Origin of the sequence: Capsulimonas sp., from assembly GCF_039929585.1 — a bacterium.
Taxonomy (GTDB): Bacteria; Armatimonadota; Armatimonadia; order Armatimonadales; family Capsulimonadaceae; genus Capsulimonas.
Genome location: NZ_JBDSQY010000177.1, coordinates 17,899 through 36,060, shown reverse-complemented (window position 1 = coordinate 36,060; position 18,162 = coordinate 17,899). Strand labels below are relative to the sequence as shown.

The 18,162-nt window shown below is 60.1% G+C and carries 18 protein-coding genes; 16 read left to right on the top strand and 2 right to left on the bottom strand.

The window, feature by feature from the left end:
* The coding region (locus ABIZ35_RS12930; protein ID WP_348220324.1) for an N-6 DNA methylase at positions 1-1,259 on the top strand (1,259 nt) is incomplete at its 5' end.
* 13 nt (positions 1,260-1,272) lie between these two features.
* Here the strand turns inward: ABIZ35_RS12930 and ABIZ35_RS12925 are convergent.
* A complete protein-coding gene (locus tag ABIZ35_RS12925) occupies positions 1,273-3,735 on the bottom strand; it encodes a beta-L-arabinofuranosidase domain-containing protein (protein WP_348220323.1) in 2,463 nt (820 codons plus the stop codon).
* Positions 3,736-4,114: 379 nt separating this feature from the next.
* Between ABIZ35_RS12925 and ABIZ35_RS12920 the strand changes: the two genes are divergently transcribed.
* Positions 4,115-4,639: a hypothetical protein gene (locus ABIZ35_RS12920; RefSeq protein ID WP_348220322.1), complete on the top strand. Its 525-nt coding sequence runs from the start codon at positions 4,115-4,117 to the stop codon at positions 4,637-4,639.
* A 15-nt stretch (positions 4,640-4,654) separates the two neighbouring features.
* Here the strand turns inward: ABIZ35_RS12920 and ABIZ35_RS12915 are convergent, their stop codons facing one another.
* Positions 4,655-5,119 carry an Lrp/AsnC family transcriptional regulator gene (locus ABIZ35_RS12915; RefSeq protein ID WP_348220321.1) on the bottom strand — a complete coding sequence of 155 codons (465 nt, stop codon included), beginning with the start codon at positions 5,117-5,119 and terminating at the stop codon, positions 4,655-4,657.
* Positions 5,120-5,353: 234 nt separating this feature from the next.
* Between ABIZ35_RS12915 and ABIZ35_RS12910 the strand changes: the two genes are divergently transcribed.
* The 14 genes from ABIZ35_RS12910 to ABIZ35_RS12845 all read left to right on the top strand — a co-directional run bounded on the left by ABIZ35_RS12910 (position 5,354) and on the right by ABIZ35_RS12845 (position 18,052).
* Positions 5,354-6,535, top strand: coding sequence for an agmatinase family protein (locus ABIZ35_RS12910; protein WP_348220320.1), 1,182 nt, complete (start codon positions 5,354-5,356; stop codon positions 6,533-6,535).
* A 12-nt stretch (positions 6,536-6,547) separates the two neighbouring features.
* Positions 6,548-6,919 (top strand): hydrogenase maturation nickel metallochaperone HypA, encoded by a 372-nt coding sequence (locus tag ABIZ35_RS12905; RefSeq protein WP_348220319.1) that lies wholly within the window; start codon positions 6,548-6,550, stop codon positions 6,917-6,919.
* 4 nt (positions 6,920-6,923) lie between these two features.
* On the top strand, positions 6,924-7,622 hold the full coding sequence (gene hypB / locus ABIZ35_RS12900; RefSeq protein ID WP_348220318.1) for a hydrogenase nickel incorporation protein HypB: 699 nt from the start codon (positions 6,924-6,926) through the stop codon (positions 7,620-7,622).
* 95 nt (positions 7,623-7,717) lie between these two features.
* Complete coding sequence (locus ABIZ35_RS12895; protein WP_348220317.1) at positions 7,718-8,809, top strand: ABC transporter substrate-binding protein; 1,092 nt, start codon at positions 7,718-7,720, stop codon at positions 8,807-8,809.
* Positions 8,810-9,131: 322 nt separating this feature from the next.
* Entirely contained in the window at positions 9,132-10,001 is an 870-nt protein-coding gene (locus ABIZ35_RS12890; protein ID WP_348220316.1) for an ABC transporter permease, read from the top strand.
* A 23-nt stretch (positions 10,002-10,024) separates the two neighbouring features.
* A complete protein-coding gene (locus ABIZ35_RS12885; RefSeq protein ID WP_348220315.1) occupies positions 10,025-10,891 on the top strand; it encodes an ABC transporter ATP-binding protein in 867 nt (288 codons plus the stop codon).
* Between the two features lie 28 nt (positions 10,892-10,919).
* Positions 10,920-11,648: an urease accessory protein UreG gene (gene ureG, locus ABIZ35_RS12880; RefSeq protein WP_348220314.1), complete on the top strand. Its 729-nt coding sequence runs from the start codon at positions 10,920-10,922 to the stop codon at positions 11,646-11,648.
* Complete coding sequence (locus ABIZ35_RS12875) at positions 11,563-12,321, top strand: urease accessory UreF family protein (RefSeq protein ID WP_348220313.1); 759 nt, start codon at positions 11,563-11,565, stop codon at positions 12,319-12,321. The genes ureG and ABIZ35_RS12875 overlap by 86 nt, the downstream gene beginning before the upstream one ends.
* Positions 12,291-13,181, top strand: coding sequence for an urease accessory protein UreD (locus tag ABIZ35_RS12870; protein WP_348220312.1), 891 nt, complete (start codon positions 12,291-12,293; stop codon positions 13,179-13,181). The genes ABIZ35_RS12875 and ABIZ35_RS12870 overlap by 31 nt, the downstream gene beginning before the upstream one ends.
* Positions 13,182-13,220: 39 nt before the next feature.
* Positions 13,221-13,523, top strand: a complete 303-nt coding sequence (ureA, locus tag ABIZ35_RS12865) for an urease subunit gamma (RefSeq protein ID WP_348220311.1) — start codon at positions 13,221-13,223, stop codon at positions 13,521-13,523.
* A gap of 267 nt (positions 13,524-13,790) precedes the next feature.
* Positions 13,791-14,120: an urease subunit beta gene (locus ABIZ35_RS12860; protein ID WP_348220310.1), complete on the top strand. Its 330-nt coding sequence runs from the start codon at positions 13,791-13,793 to the stop codon at positions 14,118-14,120.
* Positions 14,117-15,838, top strand: a complete 1,722-nt coding sequence (gene ureC, locus ABIZ35_RS12855; protein WP_348220309.1) for an urease subunit alpha — start codon at positions 14,117-14,119, stop codon at positions 15,836-15,838. Before ABIZ35_RS12860 ends, ureC begins: the two co-directional genes overlap by 4 nt.
* Before the next feature lie 7 nt (positions 15,839-15,845).
* Complete coding sequence (locus tag ABIZ35_RS12850) at positions 15,846-16,547, top strand: gamma-glutamyl-gamma-aminobutyrate hydrolase family protein (RefSeq protein ID WP_348220308.1); 702 nt, start codon at positions 15,846-15,848, stop codon at positions 16,545-16,547.
* A 68-nt stretch (positions 16,548-16,615) separates the two neighbouring features.
* Positions 16,616-18,052 (top strand): PAS domain S-box protein, encoded by a 1,437-nt coding sequence (locus ABIZ35_RS12845; protein ID WP_348220307.1) that lies wholly within the window; start codon positions 16,616-16,618, stop codon positions 18,050-18,052.
* Positions 18,053-18,162: the final 110 nt, after the last annotated feature.

Genomic DNA, 18,162 nt, shown 5'->3' with positions numbered 1-18,162 from the left:
CGCTGGAATCATTGGGCAAGAAGACGGGGATGCTGGGTGTTATCTTTCGCAAGTCTCAGAACAAGATCGAGGACCCGGCGAAGTTGCGGCGGCTGATTGCGGACTTGATTGACAAGGAGACTTGGACGGGGCTGGACGCTGATATTAAGGGCGACGCCTATGAAGGGCTGCTGGAGAAGAACGCGCAGGATACGAAGAGCGGGGCGGGGCAGTACTTTACGCCCCGGCCGCTGATCCAGGCGATGGTGGATGTGATGCGGCCGCAGCCGGGCGACACGATCGCCGATCCCGCCTGCGGCACGGCGGGCTTTCTGCTGGCGGCGCACGACTATGTCTCGCATGAGTTCGCCCTGGACCGGGATCAGAAGAAGCATCTGCGGAACGAGGCGCTGCACGGCTGGGAGATCGTGGCGAACACCGCGCGGCTGGCGGCGATGAACCTGATGCTGCATGAGATCGGCAGCGACGACAGTCCGATCCATGTGGCGGACGCGCTCGCCGCGCCGCCCGCCGAGCACTTCAGTATGATCCTGTCCAATCCGCCCTTCGGCAAGAAAAGCAGCATCACCGTCGTCAACGAAGAGGGAAAAGACGAAAAGGAATCCATCAGCTACCTGCGCGGCGACTTTTGGACCACTACCAGCAACAAACAGCTCAACTTCGTGCAGCACATCAAGAGCATGCTCAAGACCAATGGGCGCGCCGCCGTCGTCGTTCCTGATAACGTGTTATTTGAAGGCGGCTCCGGTGAAACCGTGCGGCGCAAGCTGCTGGAGGAATGCGATGTCCATACCCTCCTGCGCTTGCCTACGGGGATTTTCTACGCCCAGGGCGTCAAAGCGAACGTGTTGTTCTTTGACCGAAAGAGCGCACGCGAAGCCGCCTGGACCGAGCGTCTCTGGGTCTACGACTTCCGCACGAATGTCGAATTCACTCTCAAGACCAACCCGCTCAAGCGTTCCGATCTGGACGACTTCGTGGCGTGTTACCATGCGGACAACCGCCATGAGCGTACAGCCACATGGAGCGACGAAAACCCCGAAGGCCGCTGGCGATCGTTCTCGTTTGACGAATTGATCCAGCGCGACAAAGCGAGCCTGGATATCTTCTGGCTTCGCGACACAAGCTTGGAGGATAGCGCAAGCCTGCCCGCGCCCGACATTCTGGCGTCGGAAATCATGGAAGATCTGGAAGCCGCGCTGGACCAATTCAGCCAGATCGCCGAAGGGCTCGCGCGGCGTGCATCTGTCGCCGTTTAATCGCCGATTCGCTTTACTCTTGGACACGCCATTCGAGAATTCCGCCGGACCATCCCGTTTGCTGCTGGACGGTGATGCGCAGGGCGGTTGTGTTCACCGGAGCGAAGGCGACGTGGTTGAACCGATCGGCTTGCGTGCCGTAGGGCGATGAGTTCGAGACTGGTTTCCATTGCCCGTTGTCCAGATATTGCACGGTCCATGATTGCGGAACGCGGCAGTCCCGGTGGATTCGGGTTTCGTCCCACCAATACACATCGACGTCGCTGACGCGCTGCGCGGCCGGAAAGTCGTACTGCACCCATTCTTCGCCGCCGCGATGATCCCACCAGGTGAAGCGCGGAATGGTTTCGTCGTCCGATGCTTTCGGCTCGACACCATCATTGAGAGCGGAGAGCGTGTCGCCGGGATTACTGTGGGATGCGGTGACGACGGCGCCGCCGGCCACGGTTTCCGGACGGGCGGTCGCGGGATTGTCGGCGATCCATACGTCCATGGCGGTCGGCTTGCGGTTGGAGTTCGCATAGAACGGAATCGCCGTGAAGTTCGCGGGAACCGTTTGAACGCCGGCGCCCTTTTGTGTTACTCTCGTCGCGGAGCCGTGCAGAAGAACCACTCCTCCCAGAAGATCGGCCTCGTACTGGTCTTTGATTTGCGTGGCCGGAGGAATGACCATGCTGGCCGTGTCGTCGCCATTATCGACGCCTTCCAGGCAGTAGACGATCGGCCCGCGCATGAGGGCTACCCGGCCTGCGTTGTCCAGGACTTGAGGATCGGCCTTGACCTGACGCGCCGGCATCGGCATGTCCATCTCGATCGTATCCCCGGCCTTCCACGTTCGCTCGATCGACGCATATCCGCGAAGGATCGCCGGAGACATCTTTGTGTGGTTCACAAGAAACGTCGCGCCTTCGCACCAGTCGGGAACCCGTAGGGCGACGCGGAAACGCGCGGGCTGCTTCGGGGCGACATGCAGCGTCACGCGCCCTTTCCAGGGATAAGCTGTTTCCTGCTTCAGAGTCAGATGGAGCTTATCGGTGTCGATCTTTGCGCTGCCGCCGACAAAAAGATTGACGTAGACGCCGGAAGTGTCTGTTGCGTAGATGTCCCCGGGTAATGCTCCCATCATCTTCAGAAACATGGGCGGGCAACACGGACACCCCGCCCAATCCTCGCGCTGCCGGTCTTTCGACGACAGTGGGTTCTGATAGTAATAGGCGTCGCCCGTCAATGCGATATGGCTTAACGCGCCATTGTAAATCTCACGCTCCAGAATGTCCGCATAGTGGGCGTCGCCAAACGCCAGGTTCATGTTCTGGCTAAAGAAGCCGCCGGCGATATTCGCGCAGGTCTCCGCATATCCATTATTGGGAAGCTGATAATCCGCCCCGAACCCTTCGTATGAACCGACGGCGCCTAATCCTCCGGTGAGGTACATACGCTTCTCGGTCATATTGCTCCACCAGCGCTGTAAGACGCCGGCGTAATCCGAGCGCCCAGAGATCAGAGACGCCTTGACGACGCCATTCGCAAGCAACTCGCTCCGGACGGCGTGTCCTTCCATGGCGTCCTGCTGCAAGACCGGCTTATCGTCCTGATCGTAGGCGCCGTAATCCAGGCGGCCCTTATGGTTACCACGGTTCTCGATAAAAAACCAGGAAAGCTTGAGATAATCGTTCGGGACGACGGGGACCGCGATCTGGTTCTGGCTGCCGGCGACGGAAAGCTTTCCCGCAAGTTCCGGATGCTCTTTGTAAAGCTGGGAAAGCTCGGCGAGAGATTGTTCGATGATCGCGTGTCCGGGGACGACGTTCGCTTTGGGACTTGGGCCGATGTCCCGGCACATCGTATTTGCAAGACGGGTGGCGACGGCCAGCAGTTTCGTCTTTCCCGTGGCGCGGTAATAATGCGCGCCCGCCTCAATGAGACAGCCCACATTGTAAACATCATGCTTCTGAACGTCGTCCTCGTCCCCTCGCTCCGCAACCCCCAATCCCCATCGATGCGAGTTTGTCCCCAGCGTCGTATAAGTATTGACGAATCCATCTGGATCCACGGCGGCCGCCGCCGCAATGCGGTCGATGTACCCGTCAATGCGCGCTTCCAGCGCCGGGTCTGGATGCGCCGCAAGAAAATCCGATGCGCCGGTAATCGTTTCGTAGGCAAGTCCATCCCAAAATGGAGCTCCTTCATGCCCGCCGGTTTGCCCCTTCGCCACTCGATCAAAGTTGTGAAAGGCTCCAACTTTCTCAAACTTATCAAAGCAATCGCCGATCGTCTTCTCGCGCCACAATGAGATGCGCGACGACCAGAACGCATCGTCAATGGAAACGTTCTTCATCGGCACAGGGGTAAGAGTATGCATCCGTGCTTTCGGCGCGGTTACCTGCGCCGTCCTTCCCGTAGTCGAGGCTCCTTGAGCCGCGCCCGCTAAGACGGCGGCAAGAAGAACAGGCGTGATTGCTAATATTTGTTTCATGATTTGATTTCCAAAAGACTAATCCTGAGCGTCTATCCATCGCTGGCGCACCGCTCATGTATCAATGGATTATATCATGTCGTGATCGTTTCGGTTTGATATGAGCAATAAATGTGACTATAGTTAAATAAATAGGCCGTTATGTTATGCCTTAGCCATTGCGGGTGAGACGCAACTTTTTATGTCGCCTTGGGTCTAACCGACTATCAGCTTGGACGGAGATAGAGTGACATTATGATGAACCGATCGGTGGGAATGGGTCTGGGTGTGACGGCTGCGGTGATTGGCCTGATCATTTTTCTGTGGAAGCAGTACGCTCATATTTTGAACGCAGCGCTGTCGTATTAGGCTATCGCACATCAATGGGATTGAGATAGCCATGCATAACGTTGAAAATGGAGTCGTACGCGTGTTGGAAAGTGCGCTCTGGCAAAAGGCGCTTGGCTTGTTCATATTTCTCATTATGGGAGGAATATCTGTCGATCTCCTGTTCGCCATCGCCCTGCCTGCATATCCGGCCCACTTCGTCACAAAAGCATCCGTCGTCCATGATCCGAAGGTCGTTTGTGAGGCGCTTGCGGTATTGGCGGTTGGTTTCTATATCTGGTGGGGAACGGTAAGGTTTCGAATTATTGCAAATGACGATGGAATCACAGCGACCAGTGGGTTTTGGACCTGGCGTGTGCGTTGGAAGGACATGCACTCTTACCGAATCGAAAACCTGGGCGCCAAAGAGGCGCGCTGGGAGCCGGTTATTCTGGATGCTGATCGCACGGTGTTGTTCAAACCGTTTATCTGCCCCTTCTTATCCACCAGTTCCGGCGATGAAGAGCGTGCGCGATTCTGGCAGTATGTGATGCAGAGAATTGATCGGAAGTATAAGCAAGGCCGCATAGAAATATAATCGTGTGGACCTGAGCTACTTACCGCCGGCGGGGGCGCTCCAGTCGTACATGTATTTGAGCATCTTCGCCACTTGAAGCGACTCGATGCGCTGCACGCCGGGGATCTTGCTCAGGCGTTCGTGCAGGAACGTCAACAATTGTTCGGTATCTTCAAACCACACTTCGGCGATGACGTCGTAGCTCCCCAGGGTCACTCCCGCGAAGCGCACTTCGGGCATGGCGATCAGCGCCTCCTCGACTTGCGTGAGATGCTGGTGATCAATCTGCAATCCCAAGATCGCGATGACGCGGTATCCCAATTGAAACGGCGTGGCGACGGCCACGATCTTGATCGCGCCGGCGCTGAGCAGGCGCTCGACGCGCCGGCGTACCGTCGGCTCTGTGCTTCCTACGGTCTTGGCGATCTCTGAGTTGGTCAGGCGCGCGTTCTCCTGAAGCACGCAGATGATTTTGTTGTCCAGGTCATCCAGCGTCAGCATTTCAAATTGTCCTTGCATTGCGATATGACGAAATTATATCATATTTAGCTTTATAAATGACGATATTCGTCATTGAAATTATAATTTTAAATTATTTCGTCATAAGTGTTGACATCGGATACCCTCAGCAGTATACTAACCACACCTCACTGACGAGGCGCAGACGAGCAATCGGCGACGCCGCCCGCACACCATTTTTCACTCACATTTGCAAGACACGGGAAGGGTACACCCATGACGGATGATCGTTCGCGCTTTGGCGTCCCACGGGAAGATTTGAAGGATAGTCAGGCCGCCTACGCCCTGCGCCGTGAGGCGGAGCTGCCGGAGCATGGCTGGAAACGGGAAGTGGAGCGCAATCTGGAGCTTGGCCTGACTGCCGCGCCCAGCATCGGCGACCGCACCATCTCGACTTTTTCGCGCGGCGAACTGCCGCACTTCGCGGGCATCAACACGTTCCTGAAGGCGCCCTATGTGGAGGATGTTCATAAGGCGGGGAACTATGACGCCGCCGTGTTCGGCATCCCGCTCGATACGGGCACGACTTACCGGGCCGGTACGCGCTTTGGTCCGCAAGGCGTGCGCCGCATCTCGGCGCTTTACGGCTCGTACTACTTCGACCTGGGGATCGACTTGCGTGAGCAGATGACGCTGTGCGATCTGGGCGATGTGTTCGTCATTCCCGCCAATATCGAGAAGGCGTTCGACCAGATCAGCCGCGCCGTCTCCCATGTGTTCCGCAGCGGCGCCTTTCCGATCATGATCGGCGGGGACCACTCCATCGGTTATCCGTGCGTTCGAGGCATCGCCCCGCATGTCAACGGCAACATCGGCATCATCCATATCGACCGTCATGTGGACACGCAGGAACTGGACATGGATGAGCGGATGCACACCACGCCATGGTTCCATGCGACGAATATTGAGAACGCGCCTCCGAAGAACCTCGTGCAGTTCGGCATTGGCGGGTGGCAGGTGCCCCGCGCCGGCGTCAAGGTGGCCCGCGAGCGCGGCACGACGATCATGACCATGACCGACATCATGGACATGGGGCTGGACAAAGCCCTGGACATTGCGATTGAAGTCGCGAGCGAAGGGACCGAAGCGGTCTATCTCAGCTTCGACATCGACAGCATCGACGCTGGTTTTGTCCCTGGCACGGGCTGGCCGGAGCCGGGCGGGTTCACCCCCCGCGAGGCGCTGCGCATCGTCCAGCGCGTCGCCCGCGAAACCAATCTCTGCGCCATGGAATTAGTCGAAGTCTCGCCGCCGTACGACATCAGCGACATGACGGCCCTCATGGGAACGCGCGTGATTTGCGATGTTCTCGCGAACTTGGTGTTCGCCGAAAAGCTGCCCCGGCAGCGTCCGGCGTGGCTGAACTCGGAGCCGTCGACGGAGCCGTGGGCGCTTTAGGAGATCTGACACATGCCGCATGAAGTCGACATGACCAAGGCTCTCATGATGAGCCTCAAGGATTGGTATTCGCAGCAGACCGAGCGCTGGCCGGTGCGCCGCGTCCAGCTGCTCGTCGGCGAGTTCACCTGTGTGGAGCCGGACCTGCTGCGCACGGCCTTCGCCAAACAAAAGCTGGGGACATTTCTCGAAAACGCCGAGATCGCCATCCGCGACAGCCCGTTCATCGCCTTCTGCCGGAACTGCGAGCGGGAGTACAAGCCCGATATCAATCTGGAGTACGGCTGCCCCGAATGCCGCGCGCCGCTGGATGAGATTCGGTCGGGGCGTGAGCTGAAGATTGAGAAGGTCGATTGGGACATCCCGGTCGGTGCGGAGCGCTAAAAATATGATCACCGAAACCAAAGGGCCAATCAGCACGCCGGCGAGCGTGGATTTGAATATTGATATCCTGGAAGAGAACGACGATCTCGCCGCGCGCAGCCGCCGCCGCATGGAGAGCCATGGGATCGCGTGCGTCAATATCATGTCCAGTCCCGGCTCGGGTAAGACAACCCTGCTGGAGCGTACGCTGACCGACCTGAACGGAGAGATCAAAATCGGGATCATGGAAGGCGACATGACGACGGAGCTAGATGCGGACCGTCTGCGCGACTGTGGCGCTCCGGTGGTTGCGATCACCACCGGCCGTTCGTGCCATCTCGAAGCCGATCAGATCGCGGCTGGGCTGAACACGCTGGAGCGCGAAGGTGGGCTGGACCGCTTCGATTTGATGGTGATTGAGAACGTCGGTAATTTGATCTGCCCGGCGGCCTACGATCTTGGCGAGCATACGCGCGTTGTCCTGGTCGCGGTGACCGAGGGCGAGGACAAGCCGCTCAAGTACCCGATCATGTTCCACGGCGCCGACTGCGTTGTCATTACCAAGACCGATCTGGCGCCATATGTCCGCCTGAATGTTGAGAAGCTAATCGTAAACATTCGGCAAGTCAACGCCACTGCGACCGTGTTCGCCGTCTCGTCGGAAACGGGCGATGGGATGGACACATGGCTGAATTGGCTGCGCGGTCAGCGTCGTCCTTCTTAAATCCGAACTACCCCGCTCAGCGCCGAGCACCCCGAGCATGACGCTCGTTTCTTGAGATTTCGCACATTGCGTTCAACAGAAAGGAACGGCCGTCCATGCATTCCATCCGTACTTCGAAATTCGCAAGGCTCGCCTTCACTATCGTTCCTCTTGGCCTAATGCTTACGGCGTGTGCCCCAAAAGCGCAGCAGACAGCGACGAGCACGACGCCCGGCGCGCCAGCCGCCAGCACGGAGCCGATCACCATCGGCTACTCCGACTGGCCGGGCTGGACGTGCTGGGACATTGCCGATCAGCAGGGCTTCTTCAAGAAGCATAACGTCAACGTCAAGCTCGTCTGGTTCCCTAACTACACCGATTCGCTCAACGCGCTGGCGGCGGAGAAAGTGGACGCCAATTGCCAAACCTGGAGCGACACGATGGGGCCACTCGCGCAGGGGCAGGCGCTCAAAGCCGTGCTGATCAACGACAACTCCGCCGGAAACGATGCGGTGGTTGCGAAGGCGGGCATTACCTCCATCAAAGATCTCAAGGGCAAGAAGGTTGCGACCGAGCTTGGCACCGTCGAGCAGTTCCTGCTGGATCAGGCGCTGGCCGCGAACGGCATGACCGAGAAGGACATCCAGTATGTCAACATCAAGGTGCAGGACTGCCCCGCCGCGATGCTGAGCGGCAAGATCGACGCGTGCGCCGTTTGGGAGCCGAACAAGAGCCAGCTGCTCAAAAGCTTCCCCGGCTCGACCGTCATCTTCGACAGCAAGCAGCTTTCCGGCCTGATCCCTGACCTGCTTGTCTTCCAATCGAAAGTGGTCAGCGCCCGGCCCGCCGACATTCAAAACATCGTCGACGCCTGGTACGACGCGCTCGACTGGTGGCGCGCGCATCCCGTGGACGCCGTGAAGATCATGGCCAAGCGCACCGACTCTCCTGTCGATTTCTACACTGGCTTCATCCAGGGCACGCGTATCTTCAGCGCGCCAGAGGCGCAGGCGGCCTTCACGAAGAGCGACAAAGCGACCTCGCTTTATAAGAGCGCTCCCGTGATCGGCGACTTCCTGGTCGGCCAGAAGCAAATCCCCAAGACCCCCGACTTCGCGGCGGCAATCGACGATACGTTCGTCAAAGCCGCTGTGGCAAAGGGCGAAGGCAAGCTGCCGCCGTATGATTATGCGCTGAAGGTGGATTAGACAGATCGGTTTCGGTTGGCTTCGGCATTCCCGTCGCACGCGTGTGGATGTTTGGCCCCTCCGCCCCAATTCTGGGGGACCGGATTAGGATGCCCCCCCCGACCCCCACAGGGGTGCAGACCATAGTGTCCAGAACGTGGCAAGAATAGTGTTTTGCAGCGTTAACATTTATGGGTTTTACCCCTTTGGGGCCAGGGGCCATCCTAATCTGGTCCCCCAGAATTGGGGCGGAGGGGCCGAACACCCACACGCATGGGCGTAGAGGTGCCAAAACCAATGCCCCAAGCCGCCACGAGCAATTTCGCAGAAAGGAGCCGCCACAATGGCAAGCAGCATTCCGACAACACAGGCGACGGAGAGCGCCGCGCACGCTGCCCTGGCGCGACGGCGTCGCACTGGCGCGCGCCTATTTCGCATCGGGAGCGAGATCCCGCGCCCCGCGTACACAGCCATCGCGGCGCTGTCGTTTATTCTGCCCCTGCTGCTGTGGTGTTTCTTTACGTACTCCGGACGAGCAAATGCGCTCATCTTGCCGACGCCGACGCGCGTGATCAACGCCGCAATCGATATGTACAAGGGCGGCACGCTGCTGCCCGATATCCAGATCAGCGTTTATCGCATTGGAATGGGCTTTTTGCTTTCGGCGCTGCTCGCCATTCCTGTTGGGATTTTGATGGGCGCGTACAAATCCGCCGAGGCGGCTCATGAGCCTCTGGTCGGGTTCATTCGCTATATTCCTGTGCCGGCGCTAATTCCGCTGGTGATGGTGATCGCCGGGATCGACGAAGCGGCGAAGATCGCACTGATCTTCATCGGCACGTACTTTCAGATGGTGCTGGTGGTCGCCGACGTCACACGTCAGGTTCCAAGGGATTTGCTCAACGCGGCGCGGACGCTGGGGGCCAACGGGCGTCAATTGCTTTTTAATGTCCTGCTGCCGGCGACCCTGCCCGGCCTGCTCGATACCTGCCGCACGATGATCGGCTGGGCATGGACTTACTTGGTGATCGCCGAGGTTGTCGCGACGAGTTCCGGCATGGGGTATATGCTGCTCAAGGCGCAGCGATTTTCGCGCTCGGACGAGATGTTCGTCGGTATCATTATTCTGGGCGTGCTTGGCCTCTTGACTGACCTCGCCTTCAAGCTGATCCAGCCACGCCTTGTGCCTTGGGCCGACCTTAATAAGAACTAAGAGATAAAACGAAGAGAGCTGCGATGACTGAAACTCCGCCCGCCACACGCATCATGCCGGCGCCGCTGATCCCGGCGGAAGACCCGAACGCCGGCCCAATTCTGCGCGTCGAGCAAGTGGGCAAGGACTACCCGACGAAATCCGGGGCGCTGACAGTGCTGGAGCCGACTTCGTTCACCATGCAGACCAGCGAATTGGTCAGTATCGTCGGCCCCTCGGGCTGCGGTAAATCCACCCTGCTGCATATCGTCGGAGGACTGGTTGAGCCGTCGTGTGGATCGGTCTATCTCGACGGCGTCGAAGTCCACGAGCCGAGCCGCGAGCGCGGCATGGTCTTTCAGGCCTACACGCTCTTTCCATGGCGGACGGTCTATCAAAACGTGCAGTTCGGCCTGGAGATGCGCGGCCTACCGCGCAAGGGGCGCGAACGCATCGCGGACAAATTTCTAGAAGCCGTCGGCCTCTCGGATTTCAAAAACCATTATCCCAAGCAGCTTTCGGGAGGCATGCGCCAGCGCGTCGCCATTGCGCGCGCTCTCGCGAACGCCCCGCGTATCTTGTTGATGGACGAACCGTTCGGAGCGCTGGACGCCCAGACGCGCGCCGTGATGCAGGACCTGGTGCTGGACATTCGAAGGCGAGAGCGCATCACAACGCTCTTCATTACGCATGATATCGACGAAGCTGTTTATCTCAGCGATCGGATCTTTGTGATGACCGCGCGGCCCGGCCACATCAAAGCCGAGATCCACGTTCCCTTCGGCCCGGACCGTGGCGACGCTCTGCGCAACGCCCCTGAATTCTTAGCAATCCGCAAACAAGTCCATGAATTGCTCTACGAAGAAGGGAAAGCCGTAGTCGATGCGGAAATCGCGAGCGGAAAGAAATAGCAGTCCAGAATTTTGAAAGGCAATACCAATGAGTGAATCCCGCGCATTTCGCGTTGGCGTGGCCGGTCCCGTGGGCAGCGGCAAGACGGCGCTGGTGGACTGTTTGAGCAAGGCGCTGTCAGCAAAGTACAGCTTGGCGGTCGTAACCAACGACATCTACACGAAAGAGGACGCGGAGTTCTTGCTGCGGCAGGGAACGCTTCCGATGGAGCGCGTGCGCGGCGTGGAGACCGGCGGCTGTCCGCATGCGGCGATCCGTGAGGACGCTTCCATGAACCTGGAGGCCATCGCCGATCTTGAGGACACACTGCCGGGTTTGGAGCTGATCTTTGTCGAAAGCGGCGGGGACAATCTTGCGGCGGCGTTCAGCCCGGAACTCGTTGATGTCGCGATCTATGTGATCGATGTCTCGGGGGGCGACAAGATCCCGCGCAAGGGCGGGCCGGGCATCATGCGTTCGGACCTGCTGCTGATCAACAAGACGGATCTGGCCCCGTTGGTCGGCGCGTCGCTCGAAGTGATGGACCGCGACTCGCGCAAGATGCGTGGCGACCTGCCGTTTCTCTTCACGAATATGAAGAGCGGCGAGGGGCTGAGTTCGGTCATCGATTGGCTGGAGGCGAAGATCGCGCAGCCCGAGTGGAAGACGATCATCGACGCCCACGCGCCGTATGTCGGTCGCCCGCACACGCACGATCACGACGACGATCATGACCATAGCCACGTCAACGGACACGTCCATTCGCATGTCCATTGAGCTGCTGCGCTTGATGCAGATCGCCGACAGCGCCGTGCCGATCGGCGCGGCCTCGCATTCGTTCGGGATCGAGACACTGACGGATGAAGGTTCGCTGACAGTCGAGCGCCTCTCGGAGTTCCTGGACGCGTATCTCGCCGAAACCGGCGCGCTGGACGCCTCCTGGTGCCGCGCCGGCTGGCGGCTCGCTCGAACGCCCCTGATTGAGTTCACGTCGGAATGGACGCGTCTCAGCGACCAAATCGGTGCGCGAAAGCCTGCGCGCGAAGGGCGGGAAGCGAGCGCAATGCTCGGTCGGCGTTTGCTGCAATTAGTGGACGGCTTGGCGCCCGGCCATCCTGCGGTCGGAGAAGCCGTGCGCTTGACAAAGCAATCGGCGATCCCCGCCCACCACGCCGCCGCGTTTGGCCTTGCCGGCGCCGCGCTGCGCTGTCCAGAAGACTTAGTCGCGCAGACATACTTGCAGCAGAACGTGATGGGCCTGGTCTCGGCGTGCCAGCGCCTGCTGCCGCTGGGCCAGACCGCCGCTGGATGCCTGCTCTGGGATTTAAAGCCCGCCTTAATCCGCGCCGCCGCGCCGTCTGATGAGGAAGAAATCGCTTGCTTCACGCCCTCGATCGATCTGGCGGGGATGCGTCACCCGTGGCTGACGACCCGTCTGTTCATCAGTTAGACGAACCGAAGCGCCGTGTGGACGGGGCTCTGTCTCTGACATTCGGCGTCAGCGCCCAGGGTCGGACTTACCTGCGGGAGCAGTCGCATCGCCCACCTCTGCAAGTTGTCCGCGCCTTTCGCCAGCCGGATGGCGGCGTGCTGACCCATCTGCACAACGTCTCCGGCGGCATTCTGGGCGGTGATCGTTTGACCCAGGAGTTCACGGTAGACGCTGGCGCGAACGTCCAATTGACGACAACCAGCGCCACGCGCATTTACCGCGCGCGTGAGGGCGACGCCGAGGCGCTGCAAACGACGCGTATTCAAGTCGGCGCCGACGGCCTCCTGGAGTATCTGCCCGATACGACGATCCCGTTCGCCGGCGCTCGCTATCGGCAGGAGACGACCATCGACTTGGCCCAAGACGCCGGCCTGTTCTGGTGGGAGACGCTTGCCTCCGGCCGCGCCGCGCAGGGCGAGATCTTCGCTTACGAATCCGTTGTCCTGCGCGCCGTGATCCGCGCCAACGGCCGCGAGATCGCCGCCGAGCATTTGCGCCTGGAGCCGGCGCGTACCCCACTCACCTCGCCCGTGCGTCTTGGTGTCTATCGTTACTTTACGACTTTCTATGCCTGTCGCATTGGCGTCTTGCCGCAGCAATTGCGCCAACTCGAAACGGACCTGAACGCAATTGCCGAGGAGCGAACGACACTCGGCGCCGATGTCTGGGGCGTCAGCACGCTGCCGGCGCACGGCGTCTGCATCCGAGGCATGAGCGTGCGCGGTCTGCGCATCGCCGCCGACCTCTACGCCTTTTGGGACTGCGCCCGCCGCGCACTTTATGGAACCGGCGCCGTGGCTCCCCGGAAGATCAATTGATGGTACACTTTGACGAACTGACCGAACGGAGAACCGCCCATGCATCTCACCCCGCGTGAGCAGGAAAAACTCATGCTCTTTTTGGCCAGCGAACTCGCGCGCAAGCGCCAGGCGCGCGGCCTGAAGCTCAACTATCCGGAAGCCGTCGCTATTCTCAGCGCCGAAATCATGGAGATGGCTCGTGACGGCAAAAGCGTTGCCGAGATCATGTCTCTTGGGAATACCATTCTTAAGCGTGATGATGTCATGGAAGGTATTCCTGAGATGATCCACGAGGTGCAGGTGGAGGCGACGTTCCCGGACGGTACGAAGCTGGTGACGCTGCACGAGCCGATACATTAGAGAGGAGCCCCTATTCCCCCGGCGCTTTAGCGCGCTTTCCCCTTTTTCCCAACAAGCTGCTTCGCAGGGTAAAAGGGGTGCTGATAACTGCCGTCCATTCACTCGTCACAAGGCCGTGAGGACTCTGGCGCCGAAAGCGCAATGCTCTTCCCAGATACTTGTCGAGCGAGCAAGGACCATAATTATGAGCGCCCCTTTTACCTCTGGGCAAAAGGGGGAAACGAGCCTAAGCGTGTGGGGGAATAGGGAGTTCAGGAGACCCCACCCATGATCCCCGGAGAAATCTGGACCGAGCTTGGCGATATTGTCGCCAACGTCGATCGTCCGATCACGAAAGTCATCGTCAGCCATACCGGTGACCGGCCGATCCAAATCGGCAGCCACTACCACTTCTTCGAAGTCAATTCAGCGCTGACGTTCGACCGCGACGCCGCGCGCGGAATGCGATTGAATATCGCCGCCGGGACCGCTGTGCGCTTTGAGCCGGGTGAGGAAAAAGAAGTCGCCCTTGTGCCGTTTGCCGGCGATCGCATTGTCTTCGGTCACAACGCGCTGGTGTCCGGCGCGCTCGACGCCGTTTCAGGAGATGCTGTATGAGCCTCAAAATTCCACGCGCCATGTACGCCGACCTGTATGGTCCGACCACGGGGGATCGAGTTCGTCTGGCCGACACCGAGCTGATTGTCGAGGTGGAGCGTGACTTCACGACGTACGGCGACGAGATTACGTTTGGCGGCGGCAAGGTGATCCGTGACGGCATGGGTCAGAGCAGCACGGCGACGCGCGCACATGGCGGCGTGCTGGATCTGGTGATTACGAACGCCTTGGTAATCGATCACTGGGGGATCGTCAAGGGTGATATCGGGGTGCGCGATGGCCGCATCGTCAAGGTCGGCAAGGCCGGGAACCCCGATACGATGGCGGGCGTCGATCCCGACTTGGTCGTCGGCGCCAGCACCGAGGTGATTGCAGGCGAGCACTTGATCGTGACGGCGGGCGCGATCGACAGCCACATTCACTTTATCTGCCCGCAGCAGATCTACGAGGCGCTGTCGGCCGGAATCACGACGATGATTGGCGGCGGCACGGGGCCGGCGACGGGAACCAACGCGACGACCTGCACCCCCGGCGCCTGGAACATGGCGCGCATGCTTCAGTCGGCGGACGCCTGGCCGATCAATTTTGGCTTTCTGGGCAAGGGCAACGCCTCGGCCGCCGCGCCTCTGGAAGAGCAGATCCGGTCGGGCGCCTGCGGCCTGAAGCTGCATGAAGACTGGGGAACGACGCCCGCCGCGATCGATATGTGCCTGACCGTCGCGGACCAGTTCGACGTGCAAGTGGCCATCCATACGGACACGATCAACGAGGCGGGGTATCTGGAGAACACTGTTGCGGCGATTGCGGGACGGGCGATTCACACGTACCATACGGAAGGCGCGGGTGGGGGGCATGCTCCGGACATTATCAAGATCGCGAGCTATCCCAATATTCTGCCGTCGTCCACGAACCCGACGCGGCCTTACACGGTAAACACCATCGCCGAGCATCTGGACATGCTGATGGTCTGCCACCATCTCAATCCGCAAGTCCCCGAAGATGTCGCGTTCGCGGAAAGCCGCATTCGTCCTGAGACCATCGCCGCCGAAGACATTCTCCATGACCTGGGCGTCATCAGCATGATCTCCAGCGACTCGCAGGCGATGGGCCGCATTGGGGAAGTGGTGATGCGCTGCTGGCAGACGGCGCACAAAATGAAGACGCAGCGCGGCCCGCTGGCGGCGGATTCGTCGCGCAATGATAACGCGCGCGTGAAACGCTATATCGCCAAGTACACCATCAACCCGGCGCGCACGCATGGGATTGCCGAGCATATCGGCTCGATCGAGCCGGGAAAACTGGCGGACTTAGTTCTTTGGAAGCCGGCGTTTTTCGGCGTCAAGCCCGAAATGGTCGTCAAAGGCGGGTTTATCGCCTGGGCCGCGATGGGCGATCCCAACGCCTCCATTCCCACGCCGCAGCCGGTGATCTATCGCCCGATGTTCGGCGCTTTCGGCGGCGCGATTGCGCCGACTTCGCTCACGTTTGTGTCGCAGGCGTCTCTCGATGAAGGCGTTCCCGAGAACATTGGGCTGCGCAAAGCCGCCGTCGCGGTTTCGGGCTGCCGCATGGTGGGTAAGGCGGATATGATCCACAACGACGCCATGCCCAATATCGAAGTCGATCCTGAGACCTACGAAGTGCGCGCTGACGGTGAATTGCTGACCTGCGAACCGGCGACATCGCTCCCGATGGCGCAGCGCTATTTCTTGTTTTAGAGGTTCTATGTCCACCCTTCTCGTTTTGCAGCACGAAGATTGTGAGCCGCTGGGGTTTATTGAAGATTCGCTGCGCGAACTTGATCTTACGTTTCAGTACATCCGTCCCTACGCGGGCGATGTTGTTCCGGCCGAGATGGAGGAGACGTGCGGCCTGATCGTGCTCGGCGGGCCGCAGGGCGCTTATGAAATTGCTCAGTATCCATACCTCGCCGATGAGATCCGCTTGATCCAGGACGCCGTGCGGCGCGAGATTCCCGTGCTGGGCGCGTGCCTCGGCGCGCAGCTGCTGGCGGCCGCGCTGGGCGCGCGTGTTTATCCGGGCGCTCAAAAGGAAATCGGCTGGTATCCGGTCACGCTCACGGAGGCGGCGGGGGAGGACCCAATCTGGGGTGCTGTGGCTTCCCGTTTTATGGCGCTGCACTGGCACGGGGATGTCTTCGATCTGCCCGAAGGCGCCACGCGTCTTGCGTCGTCGGAGATGACTCCGAACCAGGCGTTTCGGTTTGGACGCAGCGCCTATGGAATCCAGTGGCATATGGAGATGACGGAGGCGATCATCAAGGAGACCGCTCGGGAATCCGAAGCGTGGTTCCGGTCTTGCGGGATCGATCCGAACGAGATCCTGGGCGGCGTCCAGGAGCATCTGCCGAATCTCAGCCGTGTCGCGGGGATTGTTTTTCGCGGGTGGGCGAAACTTAGCGTATAATCATAAATATATCCATCCGGCCGCCAGCGTCTCGCCGGCCATGACGACGCAAAGAATGGAGCCCGGGCGTGGCCGAAGGGGAACCTGATACTTACGATGCTGGCGCTCAGACGCAGCAGCTAAACGAACAATCACTGCGGGAAAAGAACCGACTGCTCGCGCTGTCCGCCGATGTCGGGCGCTCGTTGACCACGAAGCATACCCTGCCGGACATGCTGCGCGGCTGCGCCTGCGCTCTGGTGGAGCATCTGGACGCCGCCTTCGCGCGGATCTGGACCCTCAATCCCCAGGAGGAGATGCTGGTGCTGCGCGCGAGCGCCGGAATGTACACGCATCTCGACGGCCCCCATGGAGAAATCCCTGTCGGCGAATACAAAATCGGACTCATCGCCCAGGAGCGCCAGCCGCATCTGACCAATTCCGTGATCGGCGACCCGCGTGTCTCGAACCAGAGCTGGGCGATCCGAGAGGGAATGGTTGCCTTCGCCGGGTATCCCCTGATCGTCGAGGAGCAGGTTGTCGGAGTTATGGCGATGTTTGCGCGCCGCGCGCTGAACGACGAAGTTCTGCTGGCGCTGGGAACGATCGCGGATCAGATCGCGGTCGGAATCGACCGCAAACGGTCCGAGGAGGCGCTGCGGGCGAGTGAAGGCCGGTACCGCGCGGCCATCGCACACGCCGCCGTGGGTGTCACCCTGGCCGATCTGTTCGACCGCTGCCTGGAGACCAACGCCGCTTTCTGCGAGATCGTCGGCTACTCCGAGGACGAACTGCTCCACAAGGACTTCCAGTCCCTCACCTTTCCCGAGGACCGCGAGGAAAGTATCGCCCGGATGGAGCATCTTCGCTCCGGCAGCATTCCTCACTTCGTTATGGAAAAGCGCTACGTACGCAAGGACGGTCGCATTGTCTGGGTTCAGAACAGCGTCGCCCTCGTACGCGGCGCGCATGGCGAGCCTGAAAGCACGATCGCGCTGACCGAAGACATCAGCGAGCGCAAGGAAGCCGCCGCCCGCCAGCGGCGCCTGCTGCGCGATGTGCTCGCCTCCGTGACTGAGGGCCACCTGATCCTGTGTCAGACCTCGGACGATCTGCCGCCGCTACGCACCCCCTTTGGCTCGCCCATCGTCCTATCCGCCTCCGGCGGACTTTCCGAGCTGCGCCAGGCGGCGCGCGACGCCGCCCGCGAAGCCGGCCACTCCGAAAACCGCACCGCCGACTTGATCATCGCCGTCAGCGAAGCCGGGATGAACACCATCGTCCACGCCCGCTCCGGCGAAGCGCAGATTTCCATCGGTGACGGCATCGTTCAAGTGCATATCGAAGACCACGGCGCCGGCATCACGCTGGAGAACATCCCCAATGCCGCTCTCAAAAAAGGCTTCACGACCGCCGGCACGCTGGGGCAGGGCATGAAGATGATGCTCGAAACCGTGGACCGTATCTACCTCCTCACCGGCGAAACTGGAACCACAGTTGTGATCGAACAAGAGCGCGCCCTATAGCATCCTCGATATCTTTGCTCCTCATATCAGTATGGGTGGCTGAAACTGAATTCACCCGGAAATACTGTACAATAACCGCTGGGCATTTGTGATTTTCATCGACGCCACAC